Annotated in this window: 16 protein-coding genes and 1 pseudogene; 6 read left to right on the forward strand and 11 right to left on the reverse strand. The window is 61.5% G+C overall.

The window, feature by feature from the left end:
- Positions 1–17 precede the first annotated feature (17 nt).
- The 4 genes from AC515T_RS17110 to AC515T_RS17125 all read right to left on the reverse strand — a co-directional run bounded on the left by AC515T_RS17110 (position 18) and on the right by AC515T_RS17125 (position 5,407).
- Positions 18–2,201, reverse strand: a complete 2,184-nt coding sequence (locus AC515T_RS17110) for a PAS domain-containing sensor histidine kinase (RefSeq protein WP_496529299.1) — start codon at positions 2,199–2,201, stop codon at positions 18–20.
- A gap of 193 nt (positions 2,202–2,394) precedes the next feature.
- Positions 2,395–3,225, reverse strand: a complete 831-nt coding sequence (locus tag AC515T_RS17115; RefSeq protein ID WP_496529300.1) for an amidohydrolase family protein — start codon at positions 3,223–3,225, stop codon at positions 2,395–2,397.
- 28 nt (positions 3,226–3,253) lie between these two features.
- Positions 3,254–4,543, reverse strand: a complete 1,290-nt coding sequence (locus AC515T_RS17120) for an MFS transporter (RefSeq protein WP_496529301.1) — start codon at positions 4,541–4,543, stop codon at positions 3,254–3,256.
- A gap of 132 nt (positions 4,544–4,675) precedes the next feature.
- The gene (locus tag AC515T_RS17125) at positions 4,676–5,407 is read right to left on the reverse strand and encodes a GntR family transcriptional regulator (RefSeq protein ID WP_496529302.1); all 732 of its coding nucleotides are present in this window, start codon (positions 5,405–5,407) and stop codon (positions 4,676–4,678) included.
- A 381-nt stretch (positions 5,408–5,788) separates the two neighbouring features.
- On the opposite strand from AC515T_RS17125, the gene AC515T_RS17130 reads away from it, so the two are divergent.
- Together AC515T_RS17130 and AC515T_RS17135 are read left to right on the forward strand one after the other, a co-directional pair.
- Complete coding sequence (locus tag AC515T_RS17130; RefSeq protein WP_496529303.1) at positions 5,789–7,132, forward strand: OprD family porin; 1,344 nt, start codon at positions 5,789–5,791, stop codon at positions 7,130–7,132.
- A gap of 133 nt (positions 7,133–7,265) precedes the next feature.
- On the forward strand, positions 7,266–7,664 hold the full coding sequence (locus tag AC515T_RS17135; protein WP_496529304.1) for a VOC family protein: 399 nt from the start codon (positions 7,266–7,268) through the stop codon (positions 7,662–7,664).
- A 58-nt stretch (positions 7,665–7,722) separates the two neighbouring features.
- On the opposite strand, the gene AC515T_RS17140 is transcribed toward AC515T_RS17135, so the two are convergent.
- The 3 genes and pseudogenes from AC515T_RS17140 to AC515T_RS17150 form a co-directional block, all read right to left on the reverse strand.
- On the reverse strand, positions 7,723–8,514 hold the full coding sequence (locus AC515T_RS17140; protein WP_496529305.1) for an EAL domain-containing protein: 792 nt from the start codon (positions 8,512–8,514) through the stop codon (positions 7,723–7,725).
- 451 nt (positions 8,515–8,965) lie between these two features.
- Positions 8,966–9,586, reverse strand: a pseudogene (locus AC515T_RS17145) (AMP-binding protein); the annotation flags it as partial.
- Positions 9,576–10,253, reverse strand: coding sequence for a thermostable hemolysin (locus tag AC515T_RS17150; protein ID WP_496529306.1), 678 nt, complete (start codon positions 10,251–10,253; stop codon positions 9,576–9,578). The gene AC515T_RS17150 and the pseudogene AC515T_RS17145, both read right to left, overlap by 11 nt.
- Positions 10,254–10,499: 246 nt before the next feature.
- On the opposite strand from AC515T_RS17150, the gene AC515T_RS17155 reads away from it, so the two are divergent.
- Positions 10,500–12,206, forward strand: a complete 1,707-nt coding sequence (locus AC515T_RS17155) for an amidase (protein WP_496533152.1) — start codon at positions 10,500–10,502, stop codon at positions 12,204–12,206.
- A 159-nt stretch (positions 12,207–12,365) separates the two neighbouring features.
- On the opposite strand, the gene AC515T_RS17160 is transcribed toward AC515T_RS17155, so the two are convergent.
- Positions 12,366–13,220 (reverse strand): LysR family transcriptional regulator, encoded by an 855-nt coding sequence (locus AC515T_RS17160; RefSeq protein WP_496529307.1) that lies wholly within the window; start codon positions 13,218–13,220, stop codon positions 12,366–12,368.
- Positions 13,221–13,294: 74 nt separating this feature from the next.
- Here AC515T_RS17160 and AC515T_RS17165 point away from each other — a divergent pair, with 74 nt between their 5' ends.
- Positions 13,295–14,251: a DMT family transporter gene (locus tag AC515T_RS17165; protein ID WP_496529308.1), complete on the forward strand. Its 957-nt coding sequence runs from the start codon at positions 13,295–13,297 to the stop codon at positions 14,249–14,251.
- 40 nt (positions 14,252–14,291) lie between these two features.
- Here the strand turns inward: AC515T_RS17165 and AC515T_RS17170 are convergent, their stop codons facing one another.
- Entirely contained in the window at positions 14,292–15,230 is a 939-nt protein-coding gene (locus AC515T_RS17170; RefSeq protein WP_496533153.1) for a LysR family transcriptional regulator, read from the reverse strand.
- A gap of 147 nt (positions 15,231–15,377) precedes the next feature.
- Between AC515T_RS17170 and AC515T_RS17175 the strand changes: the two genes are divergently transcribed.
- Together AC515T_RS17175 and AC515T_RS17180 are read left to right on the forward strand one after the other, a co-directional pair.
- Entirely contained in the window at positions 15,378–16,577 is a 1,200-nt protein-coding gene (locus tag AC515T_RS17175) for an MFS transporter (RefSeq protein WP_496529309.1), read from the forward strand.
- Positions 16,578–16,676: 99 nt separating this feature from the next.
- Complete coding sequence (locus AC515T_RS17180; protein ID WP_496529310.1) at positions 16,677–17,558, forward strand: AraC family transcriptional regulator; 882 nt, start codon at positions 16,677–16,679, stop codon at positions 17,556–17,558.
- Between the two features lie 40 nt (positions 17,559–17,598).
- Here the strand turns inward: AC515T_RS17180 and AC515T_RS17185 are convergent, their stop codons facing one another.
- Both AC515T_RS17185 and AC515T_RS17190 read right to left on the reverse strand, forming a co-directional pair.
- Positions 17,599–17,823 (reverse strand): hypothetical protein, encoded by a 225-nt coding sequence (locus AC515T_RS17185; RefSeq protein WP_496529311.1) that lies wholly within the window; start codon positions 17,821–17,823, stop codon positions 17,599–17,601.
- A 792-nt stretch (positions 17,824–18,615) separates the two neighbouring features.
- Positions 18,616–18,963, reverse strand: coding sequence for a carboxymuconolactone decarboxylase family protein (locus tag AC515T_RS17190; RefSeq protein ID WP_496529312.1), 348 nt, complete (start codon positions 18,961–18,963; stop codon positions 18,616–18,618).
- Positions 18,964–19,058 lie beyond the last annotated feature (95 nt).

Consider the following 19,058-nt stretch of genomic DNA (forward strand, 5'->3'; position numbering starts at 1 on the left):
GGTTCCAGCCAATGGGATCATGTCCCAGCCGCTCCAATCAGGAACGAAAAGCGACAGCAAACGCCCTGTGGAGCATAGGTGAGGTCAAACGTGCCCCCCAAGTCGCGCTCGATGCAGCGCTTCATCAGGCGCGAACCCAGCCCTTCCCGTTCCGGCGGAGAGACCCGCGGCCCTCCGCGCTCCTGCCAGTCGAGGGTCAGCCACGTTCCGTCCGCTTGGGTCTGCAGCTCCCAGGTGACGGCGAGGGTCCCCGTCTCGACCGACATGGCCCCGTACTTGAGCGCGTTGATCGCCAGTTCATTGAGGGTCATCGTGAGGTTGAGCGCCACGCGGGTGCCGACATCAACAGCAGCCCCCTCGATCACGACACGGCCGGGCTCATGCCCAAAGACCGGCAGCAGCACTTCATGGGCCAGGGTATCGAACGGCGTCTGGCCCCAATGGCGCTTGGTCAAGAGATCGTGTGCCCGCGACAACGCCAGGAGCCTGGCCTCGAAACGCCTGTAGCCGTCCTTCGCATCCTCTGCATTACGCGCGGTCTGGGCCGCCAGCGATTGCACCGTGGCCAGGGTGTTCTTGACCCGGTGATTGAGCTCATCGATCAGCGTCTTCTGTCGGTTTTCCGCCTGCTTTCGTTCGGAAATATCGACCAGCATGTTGATGGCGCCCACCAGGTTTCCATCGGCGCCATGCAACGGCGTAGGAAACGGCGTGAACGGTACACGGCTGCCATCCGGCCGCTGCGCAACCGCCTCGACGCCGCGTATCGGCCGGTTCTCCCTCAACGCCACCGCCATCGGGCATTGATCGTGGGGCAGTGCGGTGCCGTCGGTATTGAACAGTTTCCAGGTCACGCACCACATCTCACCCAACTGCGGCGTGCGCCCCGACAACTCGACAGCGGCGCGATTGAAGAACGTGATGCGCCCCTCGGCGTCGGTGGTGTACACCGCGGCAGGCAACGCTTCGAGAAGATTGCGCATATGCCGTTCGCTTTCGCGGAGCTGGTCTTCCATCCGTTGTGTCAGCGTCACGTCCTGCAGCACCCGCACGCCATAACGAAACGTACCGTTGGCGTCCCTCACCGACGAGCTGTGGATGTCGAGGTAAACCACCTCGCCATCGGGCTTCAGGGCGCGCTTGCGCAGCACATAGTTATCCAGCTCACCGGCCACCTGGCGGGCGTACAACCCCGCATCCTGCTGAATGCAGTCCGGATGGGTGTAGTCCAGGAATGTCATCGACAGGAGTTCTTCCCGTGACCGACCCAACATGTTGCACAGGGCGTCGTTCACCCGGAGCAAGCGACCGTCGATACCGGCCTCGGCGATACCGATGGTCGCCGCCTCATAGGTCGCCGAAAGCCGGTCATCGCTGTCCTGACGCGCCGCCTCGGCCGCATGAACGCTGCTCCTGTCGATGGTGAAGCAACGGGTATTGAAGAACTTCCCGTCCTCGAACCGCCCGTTCGACGTGATCGTGACATGCTTGATCGAGCCGTCTTTCGCCCTCAGGCGCGCCGGGTAGCTCTCCAGGCAATCGCCACTGCCCAACTTGGTGAGGATGTCGCCGATGACCGGTTCATCGACATGAAACTCAGTGATGTGCCGCCCGATGTATTCGTCCGCCGGATAACCCAGCAGCGCCAGCTCCGCCTTGTTGGCGCGCAGGATGATGCCCTCGCCGCTGACGATATGCAGGCCCACCGCACTGTTTTCGAAAAAGTCTTCCAGGTCCGCGCTCTTGCGCCGAAGCTCCTCGGCCATGGCGTGGTGCGCCGTAACATCCTGGAAGCAGTTGATCACCCCTTGAATGACGCCCCAACGATCCCTGAGGGCGCGGATGTTCATCAGCGCCACGAAACGCGAGCCATCCGGGCGCTGGATGACCACTTCCTGGTTGCGCGACGACATGCCTGTATCGAGCGCCGAGGCCGTCGGGCAGTGTTCGAATGCCAGCGGCGTACCGTCGGTCAGGAACAATCGATGGGCGCCGCAGAAACGGTCGCCGTTCTCTCCGAGTGCCGGCGCCCTTCCCCATAGCTCGGCCGCCTCGCTGTTGTACCGGACGAGCCACCCCTGGTGATCGCAGAGGTACACCGCACCGGGAATGGCATCGAGCGCGCTCGTTCCCATCGCGATCAAGCTTTCGTACTCACTCGGCGCATGTGTTTGTGTGGGTAGCTCTTCAATGTTCGACATCAGTCATCCTCAAGCCGCCTGGCTGAACCACCCTCGCTGTCCTTCGCCCGAGCGCATCGCCTGGGTCGGTGGTTTCAGCTCGCAGAATCCCTTTTAAAGGCCGATACGGCGACTGCTCATAGGGTTTCAATGGAGTCTAGATCCCTATTCATCGGGCGAGTTCAGGAAAACTCGACACTACGACCTTCGCACCTCAAAACTTGAAGAGTGCCTGGGGTGCCTGGACCATTAACGCATGCTTCAGCGACGCTGAACATTCCAATGCGCGCAACTGCGCCATGACCGTCACGAAACCAATCTGTTTTTCATGCTGGGTGTGCGGCCAATCGCTGCCCCACACCAGGCGTTCGGGGCCGAAGCTGCGTTCCAGCAGCAGCAACGAGGCGCGGGCGAACTCAAGGTTGCGCGGGGCGGTTGCGCCCAATCGATAGATACCGGACACCTTCATCCACACCTGCCCACCCTGCCCCAGCGCCATCAATTGGGCCAAGCCAGGTTGATCCAGCCCCAAACGCGCATCCGGGCGACCGAAATGATCGACCACCAACTTGATGCCCGATGGCAACAGCTGAGCCATCAACCCCGGCAAGTCCACCAGGTTGGCATGCAACTCGACATGCCAATCCAGCTCCGCGATGTGGCCCAAAAAACCGTTCCAGGCGGCGTCACGAAAATCAGGCAAGGCTTTGCCCATCAGGTTCAAGCGCACACCGACCACGCCCAGTCGGGCCATGCCGTCCAGCTCGGCGCGGCTGACGTCTCGCTCCACCACCACGACCCCGCGCAACTGCTCCGGTGCTTGCCGTAGCGCGGCCAGCAGGTAGCGGTTATCGGTGCCGAGAAAGCTCGGTTGCACCAGCACGCCATGGCTCAAGCCATGGGCGTGCAAGTGGCTCAGGTATTGAGCGAGCGTGGCGTCATAGTCGGGTGTGTAGCGCCGGACAGCGGCCAGTTCCAGCTCGCGACTGAACACGTGGGCGTGGCAGTCAATGCCGGTGATCGGTTTAGTACAGGTATCAGGCATGAGGCTCATCTATCGACAATAAGGAAAATCAGGCCCGGGCGCCCTGGCTGTCACGCTCAACCACAGGCGCCGATGCCACGGGGGCTTCCAGGCTGCGGCCGCGGGTTTCCGGCAGGCACAGCGCCGCGATCACCGCCACGCCGTAGGCAATCCCGGCGTCGATGCCAATGGCCGAGCCCAAGGACATGGAGTCGCTCATGTGGCCGACCAGGAACGGGAACACCGCCGAGAGCACCCGGCCGAAGTTGTAGCAGAACCCCACGCCGGCACCGCGCACATCCACCGGGTACAATTCGTTGAAAAACGCCCCGAGGCTCGCCGGAATACCGGCCGCGAAGAAGCCGAGCGGGAACCCCAGGAACAGCATCTGGGTGTTGCTCAACGGCAGGAACACATAGCACTGCACGGTGACCACGCAGCACAGCGCGAACAACACGATGTTTTTCCGACGACCAATGCGATCGATCAATAGGCCACTGACCACGCAGCCGCACCAGAAGGCGAAGATGATCACCGCCAGGTAGCCACCGGAGTTGAGCACCGACAGGTTGCGTTCGGTCTTGAGGAAGGTCGGCAGCCAGGTCATCACGGCGTGGTAACCGCCGTGCGCGCCCAGCCCCAGCAACCCGCCGAACAAGGTCACACGGATCAACTCGGGACGAAAGATGCCGCCCAGGGATTTGAAGAAACTTTGCGCAATGACATTGTCTTTTTTCAGGCGCTGGAAACTGTCGGGCTCTTCAACGTTGCGCCGCACCCAGATGATCAGGAACGACGGCAACAGGCCCACGACGAACATCACCCGCCAGGCCATGTCCTGCGGTACGAGGGAGTAGATCAGTGTGAAGACGCCGACTGCCAGCCCCCAACCCACCGCCCAGGCGCTTTGTACGGTGCCCATGACCTTGCCGCGGTACTTGGGGTTGATGGTCTCGGCCATCAATACCGCGCCGGCGGCCCATTCCCCGCCGATCCCGAAGCCCTGCAGCGCCTTGACGATCAACAACTGGTGGAAGCCGGTGACGAACGCCGACAGGAAGGTGAAGAACGAAAACCACAAGATCATCCATTGCAGCGTGCGCACCCGACCGTAGCGGTCCGACAGCGTCCCGCCGACCCAGCCGCCAAGGGCCGAAGTGACCAGGGTCACGCCGCTGACCAACCCGGCATCGCCCTTGGTCAGGGCGAACGCGGCGATCAACGCCGGTATCGCCAGGCCGAACATCTGTACTTCCAAGGCGTCGAGTGACCATCCACCGAAACAGGCCCAAAACGTTTTGCGCTCCCGCGCAGTGACTTGGCGATACCAACTGAACATGCTTCTTATCCTTATAAGTGGAACGAAAGGCAGCCGAGAGCGAACCGCGCCGCTACAGGGCCAGTCATGGCAAACAAAACAATAAAGACAGCGGCGACCGACTCGCCGCTGGACGCCCCTAGCCGGGCCGCGTCAGCGGATTTCCACGCTGTAGCGGAAGTGCTCGGCATGCCCACGGGAGCGTCGCCACTCCAGAGGATTGCCGGCGTAGTCCCGCGCCAGGCGCTCGATCACCACCACCGGGCTGTTGACCGGCACCTGCAGCAATCTTGCGTGCACCTCATTCACTGATTCGGCGGTGAGGGTTTCTTCGGCATAGGCGACGACCTGGCCGCAGACCTCTTCATAGATGGGGTAAAGCAACGGGCCTTTTTGACTCAGGTCGATTTCGAGCAAGGCTTGGAAGCGGCTACGGGGCAACCAGATTTCTTCGGCGAGCACCGGCTTCACTTCCAGCAGACGCACCCGCACCAGGCGAATCACCGGCGCTTCCACCGGCAGGCCCAGCGCCTGGGCCACCGCCGAAGGCGCGACCACCGGTTCCACGGACAAGATCCGGCTCTCGGGAACCCGGCGTTCGCCTGAGGCGCTTTGAAATCGGAAGAAGCGGAACAGCGACGATTGAAACTGCGGTCGACGAATGAAGGTGCCGCGCCCCTGCTGACGCTCCAGGATGCCTTCGCTGACCAACGCGTCGATGGCCTTGCGCACCGTGCCGGTCGACAACTGATACTCCGACGAAAGTGCAGCCTCGGTAGGAATCGCCTCCCCCGGACGCCAGCGATTATGGGCGATCTGCTCAGCCAATTGGTCGCGCAAACGTTGGTAAAGCGGCAGGCGGGCATCGCTGGAGAGAGATTTCATCGACCTTATTCACCTTGTTATCTAGTCATCTATATGAATATGGGTGTGAGTATTTGCTTAAGGCCGTTTGATGTCAAGAATGCGCAGGCTAGCTGATTGACAAATGGTCTCCAGCAGTGAGGCAACGCCTGTGTCATCAGCACCGCTATTGGACTTCACTCGATCATGCACCCGCCCACGCCGCGAAAATTGCAGCCATGAGCTGAATGGGGCCGTGCCCTGCCCGGCCGGTGAACGCAATTAACAACGTTTAACTCGCACGCTCGCGCCCTGCGCCCAAGAATGAAGCCCTCTGCCCAGATCTGTTTCTCAAGCGGGAAGCTGCTGCCCCACCGTACAGTGCGTCGGGCATTGCCCGCCAATTTCACATGGAAATGAAGCATGTTGCCTGCACCCCACCATTCAACCGTCGCTCTGAAGCCGCTCTGGCTGCTTGCCCTGCTCACAGGCAGCGCCGCTCCGGCAATGGCCGCGGAACTCGCGCCAAACACGCCTGGCTTTCTCGACGGGGCAACGCTGGAAGTCCTCAGCCGCAACTTCTACCTCAACAATGACTATCGCTCCCCGACCCCGGCCGGCAAAAGCTACAAACAGGAATGGGCCCAGGGCTTCATCGCCTCGTTCGAGTCCGGTTTCACCCCCGGCACGCTCGGCGTAGGCATCGATGCCCATGGTTTCCTGGGGTTGAAGCTGGACGGCGGCAAGGGCCACTCCGGGACGGGATTATTGCCCTTGGATGAGGACGGGCGAAGCGAAGACCAGTATTCCAGCGCGGGTGGCGCGCTGAAACTCAACGCCTCACGCACCACCCTGGCCATCGGCGAAATGACCGTGGAAAGTCCGGTATTCGACACCGCAGACAAGCGCCTGCAACCGGAATACGCCAGCGGCCTGCTGGTCACCAGCCGCGAGTTCGAAGGGGTGGACCTGCAGGCGGGTCACTTCAGCGCGTTCAAGAATCAGGACGCCTCGACCGGCAAGGGTGACTTTTCCGGTTACGGGGCGACGACGCGCCACGGCGCCATCGACTTCATCGGCGCCGATCTGCTCACCGGCCAAGCCCTGGGCGGTGCGCTCTATGCCTCCGAACTGAGTGACACCTGGCGCCAGCACTACGCCAACCTGCATGCCACCCTTGGCGATCTGTTCCTCGACGGCAACCTCTACCACACCCGCGACTACGGCAAGGCCAACGCCGGGGCCATCGACACAACAGCCTATAGCCTGAGTGGCAAATACCGGCTCAATGCCCAGGCGTTCACCCTGGCCTATCAGAAAATCAACGGCGACACGCCCTTCGATTTCGTCGGCGGCGACTCCATCTACCTGGCCAACTCGATCAAATATGCCGACTTCAACGGCCCCGGCGAGCGCTCATGGCAAGCGCGCTACGACCTTGACCTGGGCACCTTGGGCATCCCCGGCCTGAGCTTCATGGCCCGCTATGTGACTGGACGCGGAATCGACGGCAGCCATGCCCCCCAAGGCGGTGCCTACAACCCGTTCGATAGCGACACCGGCGACTACCATCCACAACAAGGGAACGGCGGACGCCATTGGGAGCGCGACCTGGACCTGCACTACATCGTGCAATCAGGCCCGGCCAAGGACCTGTCGCTGCAACTGTCCCATGTCACCCATCGCGCCAACAGCAGCCAGGGCGGCGATGACATCGACCGGCTGTATATCGTCGTCCAGTACCCGCTCAAGCTGGGGCCGTTCTGACGTTAGCGCCGTGAAAGAGCTGCTGGACAAGCTGCCGTGCAGCGTGTGGGTGATTGCGCCGTAGCTAGCCCTTTCACCGTCTATCGTTTCGCGCCAAACTCCTTCGCTCTCATAGGCAAAATGGTGAGTCATCATGCTCTCTCATGTCTTTTTAGGTATCGCCGACTTTGACCGCGCCTTGGATTTCTACTCAAAGATCATGACCGCTCTGGGTCTCAAGTTGAAATTTTGCGACGCTGCCAAAGGTTGGGCTGGCTGGGTTTCAGAAACTTCTCCCCGGCCGATTTTCGTGATTGGAAAGCCCTTCGACGGCAAGGCAAACGCGCCCGGTAACGGTCAGATGGTGGCGCTACTGGCGCCGAGCCGAGAGATCGTCAGGAGCAGCCATGCAACAGCCTTGGCGCTGGGCGGAACGTGTGAGGGAGCACCGGGCTTGAGACCTCACTACCACCCCGACTATTACGGCGCCTACTTTCGGGACCTCGACGGCAACAAGCTGTGTGTCTGCTGTCATGATCCGGTATCGGGGTAGTCTGCCTCACAGAGCGATCTGTCAGCGCGCACTGGCTCCAGCACAGCAGAGAAAGCAGTCAGGCCTCGCGCGCAGCAGACTCATCGAAGCGCCCAACCGCAAGACGACCGACCTCAGGCCTTGCGTATAAATACCCCTGCATCAGCTCAATCCCCATGCCTAGAAGCATTGAGCTTTCTTCACGGGTCTCGACACCTTCGGCAATGACCAGAATCCCCAGGCGCCTGGCGACCAGAATGATGCCTTCAACGATCGCTTGTTTGACGGGGTCTTGATCGATAGCACGGGTCAACGCCATATCAATCTTCAGCACTTGGGGCTGGAACATGGCCAGCAGGTTAAGGCCCGAATAGCCAGAACCGAAATCGTCAATGGCGGTCGTGAAGCCTTGACGCTCATACTCCGCGAAAATGGCTTTGAGATGATCCGGGTCGTCCACCCTTTCGCCTTCGGTGACTTCGAACATGATCCTGTCTGGCGGGAAATTTGTCAGGCGCGCGGCTTCCAGTGTGGCCCGGATACAGGTCTCGGGCCGGTACACCGCGTTGGGCAGAAAGTTAATGCTCAGCAAGCAATTGGGGATGTCCAGAATGCCCAGTCTCGCTGCTTCTTCGATAGCCTTCACGCGGCATGCCTGATCGAATCGGTAGCGGTTGCCATCGTTCACCAACCCCAGGATGTAGCCTGCCGACTCGCCATTGACGCCCCTGACCAACGCCTCATAGGCAAATGCGGTGCGCGTTCGGACGTTGAAGATCGGCTGGAAGGCCATGGTGAAGTCAAACCCCAGCGCCTCATGGCTACGGCACTCGGCGCAACCGAGCGATTGGAACGCAGAGTCTTTCATCATGATCAGTCTTCCGTGGCGGGAATGGCGCGCCTTTGCAATTACCAGAAGTGTAGCCATCCCCACTGAATCGGCATGAGCCTGGGTTTCTGAAGCGTCAGGAAAACCAGGATCGGCAAACACCTTGCGCCGGGCGCCTTGATCATGCCGCGTACATCCACTGGTTATTTGCTCATCCGAGTGGCGCGTATGGTGGCCTCTTCGGGGGTACGTTAAGCGCGACAGGAAAAACGTCTAACAACTGGCTCGAGTATCTGGCAACACCCTCTGCCCACTCTGATCTTTGTCAACTGCATGGCTCGTCCCAATGTCCCCCACATTGGCTCACTTAAACCTTGTTGATTTAGCTCAATGTCTTTGCAGCATTCAGTGCGAAGTGCCTTGAACTGATTATCGGTCTCTCACACACTCAGCCGCTGTTTGGCCTCAGCGCCAATCGACAGTCGGTATGCCTCAGCATCGCGCCGGCATACAGCGCCGCGTAGCAGCCAAGGTTCTCCAGCAGAATCGCCAGGGGCAGCAATGCCAAGTGATGCCTGGCCTCGACCGGTTGGCTGGCCTGCTCCAGTTCACGGGCCACCCGCAACAGGCTGTCGGCGCTCAGGCAGACGCCTTTGGGTGTGCCGGTGGTGCCGGAGGTGAACGTCAGCTTGGCGGTGCCTGCCGGCAGACGACTCGGCCCGTCGAAATGCCGGCGCCAGAACTCGCCACTGTGCTGGTAACCGGCGGCTTGCAGTTCCCCTTCGAACGCAGGCTCGGCAATCACTCGCTCGGCCTGGCTCTGCTCCAGGCAGTGGCGACGTTGAGCCAGGCTGAAAAAGCCAGGCAGGATGACGCAGGCCAGCCCTTCGAACAGCGCGGCAAGGTCCCAGAGCATCGCTTCGATGCCGTTGTCCAGAGCCAGGGCGACAACGCTGATGTGTTCATCGCGCAGGCGTTGCTGGCGGTACACCACTTCGGAATAAAGCGTTGCGTAGTCGAGCTGCGAACCGTCGCCCCACAACGCAATAGCGTGGCCCCTGCGTTCGGCATGCCCACGCAAGGTGCGTTTGAACCGTTCCATCTCAGGCGACATGGCTGGTCTCTCCGAGGTCCGTCGGCAGTCCCAGTCGATTGAACAAGCCGGTATTGCGCAGATGAATGAAACCGGCGCGGATGTTTCCGACATGCACCCACGGCTGGCTTTCGTAGTAACGGCCCCAGAAGTGACGGTCCTCGCCGAGGCGTTGCGGGTCGGCCGGGCACAGGGTCACGGGCTTGAGGCCCAGGCGGTGGAAGCTGTTGACCAGGCCGACGTTGCCGGTGAACGCAACCCACTCCAGGCCGCCCATGGCCAACAGATAAGTGATCGCGATGATGCTCAGCCGGGCGCTGCCCGTGTCACTGGCGGCCAGGTTGCCGACCTCGACGATGGCGGCGCGGTCCACTGGCCGGTCGGCGGCGGCGCTGATCAAAGGCTCGATGGGGTTGTCCAGATAACGTTCGAGGAACAGCGGCCCTTGGGCGGCCCGGCGCACGCCAGCCGCTGCGCAGAGCGCGCCGTGGACATCGTCGAGCCCGAACAGCTCCGGCATGAAGTGTCGGATATCGGCGCCGTGGACCTGGCGAAAACGCCGCAGGATGAACGCTTCGAACTCAGCCCGCCGGGGTTGTCCCGGCAAGGCTCGGTGCAAGTGACGAGCCGGCAGCCCAGCGTCACCAAAGGCCAGCGGCAAGTGGATGTTCCAGTCAGAATCGGGCATGGCGCAACGTTCTCCCTCGGGCTATTGGGGAGAAGTATCGAGGCCGTTTCTTAACGAAGTCTGAAGATGGGAAGTTTGCGCACGCTTGAGAAATAGTCCGATCAAACCTGGGCTGCCCTTGTTCGTTCTTCCGTAGTACAGTAGGCAAAACCCGATAAATATCCACCTTGAGATGACCTGAAGCGCCAGGCCCCGACGTCAATGGACCCGGACACCCCGTCATCCTTCTACCGCGGCGGTAACTGCATGATCGACATCACCGAAGTTTCCATTGCCCAACTGCGCGCCGCGCTGGAATCGGGCCAGACCACGGCGGTAGCGCTTGTCCAGGCCTACCTCGCCAGGATCGATGCCTACGACGGCCCCGACACGCCCACCGCCCTCAACGCGGTGGTGGTGCGCAACCCGGATGCGCTGAAGGAGGCGCAGGCCAGCGATGCCCGTCGGGCTAACGGCCAGACCCTCGGCCCACTCGACGGCATTCCCTATACGGCCAAGGACAGTTATCTGGTCAAGGGGCTCACCGCCGCGTCCGGCAGCCCGGCGTTCAAGGACCTGGTGGCCTATCGCGATGCGTTCACCATCGAACGGCTGCGCGCCGCCGGGGCGATCTGCCTGGGCAAGACCAACATGCCGCCCATGGCCAACGGCGGGATGCAGCGCGGGGTGTATGGCCGTGCGGAGAGCCCGTACAACGGTGACTACCTCACCGCGCCCTTTGCCTCCGGCTCCTCGAACGGTGCGGGCACGGCAACCGCCGCCAGTTTCGCGGCGTTCGGCCTTGCCGAAGAAACCTGGTCGAGCGGACGCGGCCCGGCGTCGAACAACGGCCTGTGCGCCTACACGCCGTCGCGTGGGGTGATTTCGGTGCGGGGCAACTGGCCGTTGACGCCGACGATGGACGTCGTCGTGCCCTACGCCAGGACCATGGCCGACCTGCTCGAAGTGCTGGACGTGGTGGTCGCCGAGGACCCGGACACCCGTGGCGACCTGTGGCGCCTGCAACCCTGGGTGCCGATTCCGAGCGTCGACTCGGTTCGTCCCGCCTCGTATCCGAGCCTTGCCAGCCACCCGGCGGCGCTGGCCGGCATTCGGTTCGGCGTGCCACGGATGTACATCAACGCTGACCCTGAAGCTGGCACGGCCGAGGCCCCCGGCATCGGCGGCCCGACCGGGCAGCGAATCGTCACACGCGCCTCGGTGATCGACCTTTGGGAACAAGCTCGCAAGGCCCTGGAGGCTTGTGGCGCCGAAGTGATCGAGGTGGATTTCCCGCTGGTGTCCAACTGCGAGGGCGACCGTCCCGGCGCACCGACGGTGTTCACCCGCGGCCTGGTTTCCAAGGAATTCCTGCACCATGAGTTGTGGGATCTGTCGGCCTGGGCATTCGATGATTTCCTGCGGGCCAACGGTGATCCGACGTTGAACCGCCTGGCCGACGTCGACGGACCGAAAATCTTCCCCCACGATCCGGGCACCCTGCCCAACCGGGAGGACGATCTGGCCGCCGGCATGGATGAGTACGTGAAGATGGCCCAACGCGGCATTACGCCTTGGGACCAGATCCCCACACTGCCCGACGGGCTGCGGGGCCTTGAAGCCACACGCCGAATCGATCTGGAAGACTGGATGGAGCGGCTGGGCCTGGACGCGGTGATCTTCCCGACCGTCGCCGACGTCGGGCCGGCAGATGCAGATATCAATCCGGAATCTGCCGATATCGCCTGGAGCAACGGGGTCTGGGTCGCCAACGGCAACCTCGCCATCCGCCACCTGGGCGTGCCCACTGTCACCGTGCCAATGGGCGTCATGGCGGACATCGGCATGCCCGTCGGGCTGACATTCGCCGGGCGTGCCTATGATGATTCGAAGCTGTTGCAACTGGCGTCGGCGTTCGAGGCGATTGGCTCCAAGCGCCTGATCCCGCCTCGGACGCCGCCGTTGTCGGCTTGACCGGTCATTGGGGCTGATCTTGGGGCTGGCTGCGCAGCCCAGCGGGAGCAAGCTCCCTCGCCACAAAAACAGCGTTCGACTTCATTTTTGAGTACGGACGAAACCCCGTGGCGAGGGAGCTTGCTCCCGCTGGACTGCGCAGCAGTCCCCAGACCGGTTCTACAGCCGGAAGTACTGTTGCATGGCACGGGCAAGCAGGCTCACGGCTTCATCACCCTGTGAAGCCTGGGCTCGCATGAACACCACCTCATGCTCCGCGATCACTGGCAGGCCTTCCAGGATCCGCATGGCATCCGTCACCCGCGCACGGTCTATCAGGCTGATTGCCAATCCAGCCTCCACGCAGGCCTTGACGGCCTGGTTGGAGGGGCTTTCCAGGACGATGCGGGTCTTGCGCCCGCTTTGCCTGAGGGCCTCCATCATCGCTTGCCGATAAGGGCACTGCGCCGCATGCACCGCCAGCGGCAGCGGCTCCATCGAAGCCGCCGTCGTGTGGGCCGGCCCGACCCAGACCGGTGTGGTGGACACCAGCACTTGTACCTGCGCATTCGCCTGCCCCTTCGGTTGGGCAACGACCGCCGCCTGGAGCTTGCCGCGCTGCACCAGGTCCCGTAGCGCATAGCTTGGCGCGGTCTTGAGTTCCAGCACCACGTTGGGCCACGCGGCGGCGAAGGTCGGGAGGATGTCGCGGATGACATGGTCTGCGTACTCATCCGGCACCCCCAAGGTGATGCGTCCCGCCAAACGGGTTCCGTGCAGGTCGGCCAGCACTCGGTCATGGGTGCTCAGCAGCTCCGTCGTTGCCACGAGCAAACGCTTGCCCAACGCAGTGAGGGATACCGATTGATTGTCCCGGTTGAGCAACCGCCCGCCAGCGACCGCCTCCAGACGCTGGATATGCACGCTGACCGCCGCCGGGCTTTTGTGCAATTGCTCTGCCGCCGCACTGAATTTCCCGATTCGCGCCACCGCATGAAAAGTACGTATCAAGTCGATATCGAGTATGGCCGTCATGATTCAATCTTCGTGAACAACTTATGCATTACATTTTGATTTATTAGATTAGCCGGGTTTCGTAGCCTGGGGTCATGAACCCGAATAAATCGATGACCTGCACTTCCCTGCCCCGGTCCGCCTGGTACTGGCTGATTCCATTGCCGTTGCTCGAAGCGGCATTGCTTGTGTCGTGGAGTTCCGGCTTCGTCGGCGCGCGCTTCTCCATCGATTACGCGCCGGCCCTGCTGGTGGTGTTCTGGCGATGCGTCGTGGTCACGCTCGTCCTGCTTCCCTTCGTCGCCAGGCCGCTACGCCGGACCCCGCCCGTCGTGCTGTTGAAGAACGCCAGCATCGGCCTCCTGGCGATGGCGGGCTACCTGGGCGGCATCACCCAAGGCATCGCCCTGGGTGTACCGGCGGGTTTGGCCGCGCTGGTCGCCGACCTGCTGCCGATGGGCCTGGCGCTGCTGGCCGCAGCCGTACTCCGACAACGCCTGGCCTGGCAGGTCTGGGCCGGCCTGCTCATCGGCTTGTTCGGCGTCATGCTGGTGACCCAAGGCGCGCTGGCGTGGGGCAACGCGCCCTTATGGGCCTATGGCCTGCCGCTGCTGGGCATGCTCTCGCTCGCTATCGCAACCCTGTGGCAGAAATACCTGCCCGCCGAACAATCCCTGGGCCTGCTGCCCAACCTGTGGCTGCAGTGTTGCGTGTCGGGCCTGGCCTTCGCCCTAGTCGAAGGCGCCCATGGCAGCCTCGCCCCGCTGCCCAGCACAGGCTTCGCGCTGAGTGTCTTGTGGACCGCGGGTTTGTCGACGATGGGCGGCTACGGGCTCTATTGGCTGTGCCTGCGCCGCGCGAAGGCCACCCGGGTCGCCAGCGTCCTGTACCTCAGCCCGCCCATTACGATGCTCTGGGCCTGGGCCATGTTCGACGAACCGCTTTCCTGGCAGATGGTGGTGGGGATGGCGGTGTCCGGGATCGGCATCTGGCTGGTCGTTGGTACCGAAACGCGACAGGCCAGGCATCAAGCGTCTGGGCGTGAGTCTTAGCCGCCGAGGCTTGGCCAGGGGCAGGAAAATGAGAAAACCTCTAGAGCGACCGTTGCACCCGCTCACCTACCGCCTGAGCCAAACTGGCCGTCAGCACGTCCAATAAAGCAGCGACCTTGGGCAGCGTCTCACGGCTTTTCTGCCAGGCAAGACTGATCGTCATCCCATCGGTTGCCAGCTGGGGCAGCACTTCAACCAATGTTCCTTCGTCCAGTTGCCGTTGGACCAACCAGGACGGCAATTGGGCAATACCGTACCCCGCCAATACCGCAACCACCAAGCCCTCGCCATCGCCCACCACCAGCGTTGGCGACACCTGTTTCCTGACCGTTTCGCCCCGGTGGCGCCCGGCGAAATTCCAGGGGCTGACATTTCCATCCCGCCAACCGTAGGCGATGCACCGGTGCTGCTCCAGGTCAAAGTCAGTCAGGGGCGTGCCATGCCTGGCCAGATACGCAGGTGATGCGCAGAAAATATGCCATTCGCTGCCAAGGTACCGATGCCCCAACGTGTCCGGCCAAACCTCTGCGCCTCCCAAACGGATAACGATGTCCACGCCTTCTTGCACGGCGTCGATGAAACCGTCGGAGAACGAAATGTGCGGGGCCAGTTGCGGGTATTGCTCCAGGCATCGCAAGACGATAGGCAGCACCTGGGAACGACCGAAAGCGCCGGGAAGGTCGATCCGAACCCTGCCACGGGGCTCGGCGTTTTCAGCCTGTAGCGACAGCTCGGCCTCTTCGAGGTCGGCCAGCACGCCGGTGCAGGTGCGAAGGAAAGCGCTCCCTGCATCGGTCAGCGAAACACGTCGAGTCGTACGTTCGAACAGCCGAACGCCGAGCCGGCTCTCCAAGCGAGCAACGCTTTTACTGATGGCGGACCCCGTGAGATTCATCCGCTCAGCGGCGGCCTTGAAGCTGCCGGTTTCGGCGACGCAGACGAATACATCGATGCCCTTCAATCGCTCCGAGGAAAACATGGACATCCTTCATTCATGAACTGGATTCAATCAATATGAGAAAAAACATCATAAATCAGAACTGGATTCCTCAGTAAACTTGGCAGCTGCGAATTCGTCCGCGAGACGACGCTGGCCCCCAAACATCTCCGGTCGTATGAGGCAAGGATGCTCGCCACCCTTAAACGTTATCCCACGGCAATCAATTTGCTGCTTTCAGCGTCACTCATCTTGACGCTGGCCCGGGCAATCACACTGCCCTACCTGGTCATCTACCTGTCGGACAGCTTTGGATTGAACGTTGCCGACATCGGCCTGGTGATCGGCAGCACGTTGATCATCGGTTCCCTGTTGAGCCTCTACGGCGGCTTTCTGGTGGACAACATGTCCAGCCACCGACTCATCCTGGGGTTCAGCGGCCTGTTCACGGCGGGGTTTCTCGGAGCGTTTCTGGCTCGCGAGCTCTGGCTGTTCTATGGCTGCCTGATACTGATCAACCTGGCTTATGCCGTTATCGATATCGCGGTCAAGGCAGGATTTGGCAGCGTGCTCACAGTCGCCGATCGCAGCGAAGCGTTCTCGATCAAATACACGCTGACCAACATCGGCTATGCCGTTGGGCCGTTTCTTGGGGCGGGGATGGCCAAGCTGGACATCAGCCTGCCATTCCTGTTGTCCGGCATGCTGGGTGCCGGGTTCTGCCTGGTGTATTTCATCTGGGGCGACAGGGACCTGGCGGTCGTCGACACAGGCCACAAACACGTGCCCTTTTTAGCCGTGGGCAAGCTTCTGCTCCGGGATTACCGCTTAGTGTGCTTCACCCTCGGCGGGCTGCTCAGCGCGGTGGTCTTCGGCCAGTTCACGGCCTATCTCTCGCAGTACCTGGTGGTCACGACAACAGCGGAGTTCACCTACCGCACCATCAGCGCCATTGTGACGACCAACGCGCTGATGGTGATCAGCCTGCAATACGCAATTGGCCGAAGAATCTCTCAACATCATCTGAACCTGTGGCTGGCGGCGGGGCTAGGTCTATTCATCCTCGGGTTGGCCGGCTTTGCCCTGGCCGATACCCTCGTGCTCTGGGTGATTGCCATGGCGGTGTTCACGCTCGGCGAGATCATCGTCTTCCCCGCCGAATACATGTTCATCGACAACATCGCGCCCGACCACTTGCGAGGCATGTACTACGCTGCGCAAAATCTTGGCAACCTCGGCGCCGCCTCCGGACCGGTGCTGTGTGGGCTGGTATTGGCGACGCAGCCGCCTCACCACATCTTCTACATGCTCGCCCTCTTCATTGTTGCCGGTGGTGCGCTTTATTTCCTGGGGACTTGCCGGCTGATCGACTCGCCGGCCAAGACGTAATGCATGGCCTGTCACCAGGCGGGGCGCTCAAGTTAGCAAGATCGGTCGAGCGCATTTTGCTTGTCGACCTCATGCTGGTGTTCTCAACGGGGGAAAACCATGACCGACATACAAAAGCACTACCCGTCCCGGATGCAGAAGGTGCTCGATTACATCGACGAGCATCTTGATGACTGCCTGGACCTGGATACGTTGAGCGGCGTTGCGGCTTTTTCGAAATACCATTTTCACCGGCAGTTCATGGCGACGTTCAGTTTGCCCTTGAACCGCTATGTCCAGCTCGCTCGAATGAAACGTGCCTCCTACAAACTGGCGTTTCGCGAACATGAAACGATTACCGGGATCGCCATGGATGCCGGTTACGCAGCGCCTGACGCCTTTGCCCGTGCATTTCGATTGCGCGTGGGGCAACAACCCTCGAACTTCCGCGCGTCTCCAGACTGGCAGCGTTGGAACACCACGTTCACGCCATTGCACACTGCGAGGAACCGTCTCATGCCCCCGCCCTATCAGCCCAGCGACGTGCAGATCCGTACGGTTCCCGCCACACCCGTCGCCATCATGGAACACCGAGGCGATCCCTCGACGATCGGGACGACCCTCCAACGCTTCATTGCCTGGCGGCGGAGAGTCGGCCTGATCCCGCCGATCAGTTCGACGTTCAATGTATTCCACACTGACCCGCGCACGACGCCACCAGAAGACTATCGCCTGGATCTATGCGCAGGGACGGAGCAGCCCATCGTGCCGAACGACGAAGCGATCAAGGCCGGTAGTATCCCCGCCGGGCGTTGTGCAGTGCTGCGGGTCGAAGGGGGCGCAGACAACCTCGAGCCCGCCGCGCTGTACTTGTACAGGAACTGGCTGCCGGCCAGCGGTGCAGAGCCGGGAGATTTCCCGCTCTACTGCCAGCGCATGACGTTCTTTCCGGACGTTGCCGAGAACGAAGCCGTTACGGAGCTCTTTCTGCCACTCAGGTGATCGGTTATTCGGTGGTGGTCATCAGGCCACAGGTCCTACGTTAGCTGATCGGTATTCGCCTCAGAGCCCGCATTACAAAAGCGCCAGCCTTCGCCAGCAATACGCCGCCTGTGTGTTGTTGGCACAGGTCGTTCGAAACAGGCGCTACGGACTCGTTGGCCAGGGCGCCCATCAACTGGGGTAGCAGGAATCCACTTTCGTGCTCTGGGTGAATCGCGACAGCGGTGTCCGGCCAGAGGTTGCCGGGGCAGGTAACGTCGTTCATGGGAAATCTCCTGGAGGATGGAGAACGCTGCGACGGCCCGAAACGGTCGATCGCTTCTGGGATCAGTTTCACTGGTGGGCGGTTTTTAGAGAATGCCCAGGAATCTCATGACTTGATTGCGCCACATGAAACAATCGCACCGGGTAGCACTAAAAGTCCCGGGGGCGTTGTAATGCTGTTTGCGGGGTTTTGATTTTCCGTTCAGAGAGGCGTCGTTTTTTTGGTGTGTATATCCGTTGCTGCGGTAACGGCCACTGGCGGTGAGGCGGCCTGATAGCCGACCTGGTTCTTGGTGAGACCGCGTCTCTCCTGTGGGAGCGAGCCTGCTCGCGAAGTGGTCCACATCCAAACATCCATATAAACTGACCCACCGCCTTCGCGAGCAGGCTCGCTCCCACAGTCGGCCTGCGGTGAACACAAGATTCATGAACACCCAAGATCACCTGTGGGAGCGAGCTTGCTCGCGATGGGGCCCGCACATCCACCATCACCGAAAACTGACCCTCCGCTTCGCGAGCAAGCCCGCTCCCACAGGAGAAACGCGGTCCCACCAAGAACCAGGTCGGCTATCAGGCCGCCTCGTGGTGGACGTTGATCTCGGACGCCCCGTTAACCACGATGCCTTCGTTCAGGCATGCCGAGCCTAAGCGAGGCACCGAGTGGTGGGGCAAAAGCGTTTTTGGTTACTTTTGGCTGGTCCGGCTCCCGGCTCTTCCAAAAGTGACCCGCTGAAAGAGCGGAACCGTCAGCGGCCGCTACCGCAGCAACGGATATGCATACCAATCCTACGAATCACGCCGGCTTTTTCAGCATGTCATACGCCTCAAGCGACCGCAGCGAGTAGATATAGGCAGCCCCCGCATTCAACGAGATCGCGGTTGCCAGGGCTGCAGCGACCTCCTCACGACTCGCTCCCGCCTTGATCGCCGCATCCGTGTGGGCCGCGATACAGCCATCGCAACGAGTGGTCACGGCGATGGCGATCGAGATCAGCTCGCGGGTCTTGGCATCGAGCACATTGTTTTCGCTGGCGGCTTCCCCGAGGGCCATATAGGCCTTGACCATTTTCGGGTTACTGCGGCCCAGCGCGCCAAACGCTTTCTGGATGGTGGGCAACAATTCGGACCAGTTATTGAACATGGCATTAACTCCTGAGTGGGTTGGGTGTACTGTTTTGACGCCCTCAGTTTTTCACCCTGGCGCCACTCGGTTTTGCTCAATCCGCTCAGTTTTTT

This window comes from Pseudomonas sp. FSO-7 (assembly GCF_059579345.1).

Bases quoted from the DNA above. Each gene is read 5' to 3' on its own strand.
- AC515T_RS17110 (WP_496529299.1), bottom strand. From the start codon at position 2,201: ATGTCGAACATTGAAGAGCTACCCACACAAACACATGCGCCGAGTGAG.
- AC515T_RS17115 (WP_496529300.1), bottom strand. From the start codon at position 3,225: ATGCCTGATACCTGTACTAAACCGATCACCGGCATTGACTGCCACGCC.
- AC515T_RS17120 (WP_496529301.1), bottom strand. From the start codon at position 4,543: ATGTTCAGTTGGTATCGCCAAGTCACTGCGCGGGAGCGCAAAACGTTT.
- AC515T_RS17125 (WP_496529302.1), bottom strand. From the start codon at position 5,407: ATGAAATCTCTCTCCAGCGATGCCCGCCTGCCGCTTTACCAACGTTTG.
- AC515T_RS17130 (WP_496529303.1), top strand. From the start codon at position 5,789: ATGTTGCCTGCACCCCACCATTCAACCGTCGCTCTGAAGCCGCTCTGG.
- AC515T_RS17135 (WP_496529304.1), top strand. From the start codon at position 7,266: ATGCTCTCTCATGTCTTTTTAGGTATCGCCGACTTTGACCGCGCCTTG.
- AC515T_RS17140 (WP_496529305.1), bottom strand. From the start codon at position 8,514: ATGATGAAAGACTCTGCGTTCCAATCGCTCGGTTGCGCCGAGTGCCGT.
- AC515T_RS17150 (WP_496529306.1), bottom strand. From the start codon at position 10,253: ATGCCCGATTCTGACTGGAACATCCACTTGCCGCTGGCCTTTGGTGAC.
- AC515T_RS17155 (WP_496533152.1), top strand. From the start codon at position 10,500: ATGATCGACATCACCGAAGTTTCCATTGCCCAACTGCGCGCCGCGCTG.
- AC515T_RS17160 (WP_496529307.1), bottom strand. From the start codon at position 13,220: ATGACGGCCATACTCGATATCGACTTGATACGTACTTTTCATGCGGTG.
- AC515T_RS17165 (WP_496529308.1), top strand. From the start codon at position 13,295: ATGAACCCGAATAAATCGATGACCTGCACTTCCCTGCCCCGGTCCGCC.
- AC515T_RS17170 (WP_496533153.1), bottom strand. From the start codon at position 15,230: ATGTTTTCCTCGGAGCGATTGAAGGGCATCGATGTATTCGTCTGCGTC.
- AC515T_RS17175 (WP_496529309.1), top strand. From the start codon at position 15,378: ATGCTCGCCACCCTTAAACGTTATCCCACGGCAATCAATTTGCTGCTT.
- AC515T_RS17180 (WP_496529310.1), top strand. From the start codon at position 16,677: ATGACCGACATACAAAAGCACTACCCGTCCCGGATGCAGAAGGTGCTC.
- AC515T_RS17185 (WP_496529311.1), bottom strand. From the start codon at position 17,823: ATGAACGACGTTACCTGCCCCGGCAACCTCTGGCCGGACACCGCTGTC.
- AC515T_RS17190 (WP_496529312.1), bottom strand. From the start codon at position 18,963: ATGTTCAATAACTGGTCCGAATTGTTGCCCACCATCCAGAAAGCGTTT.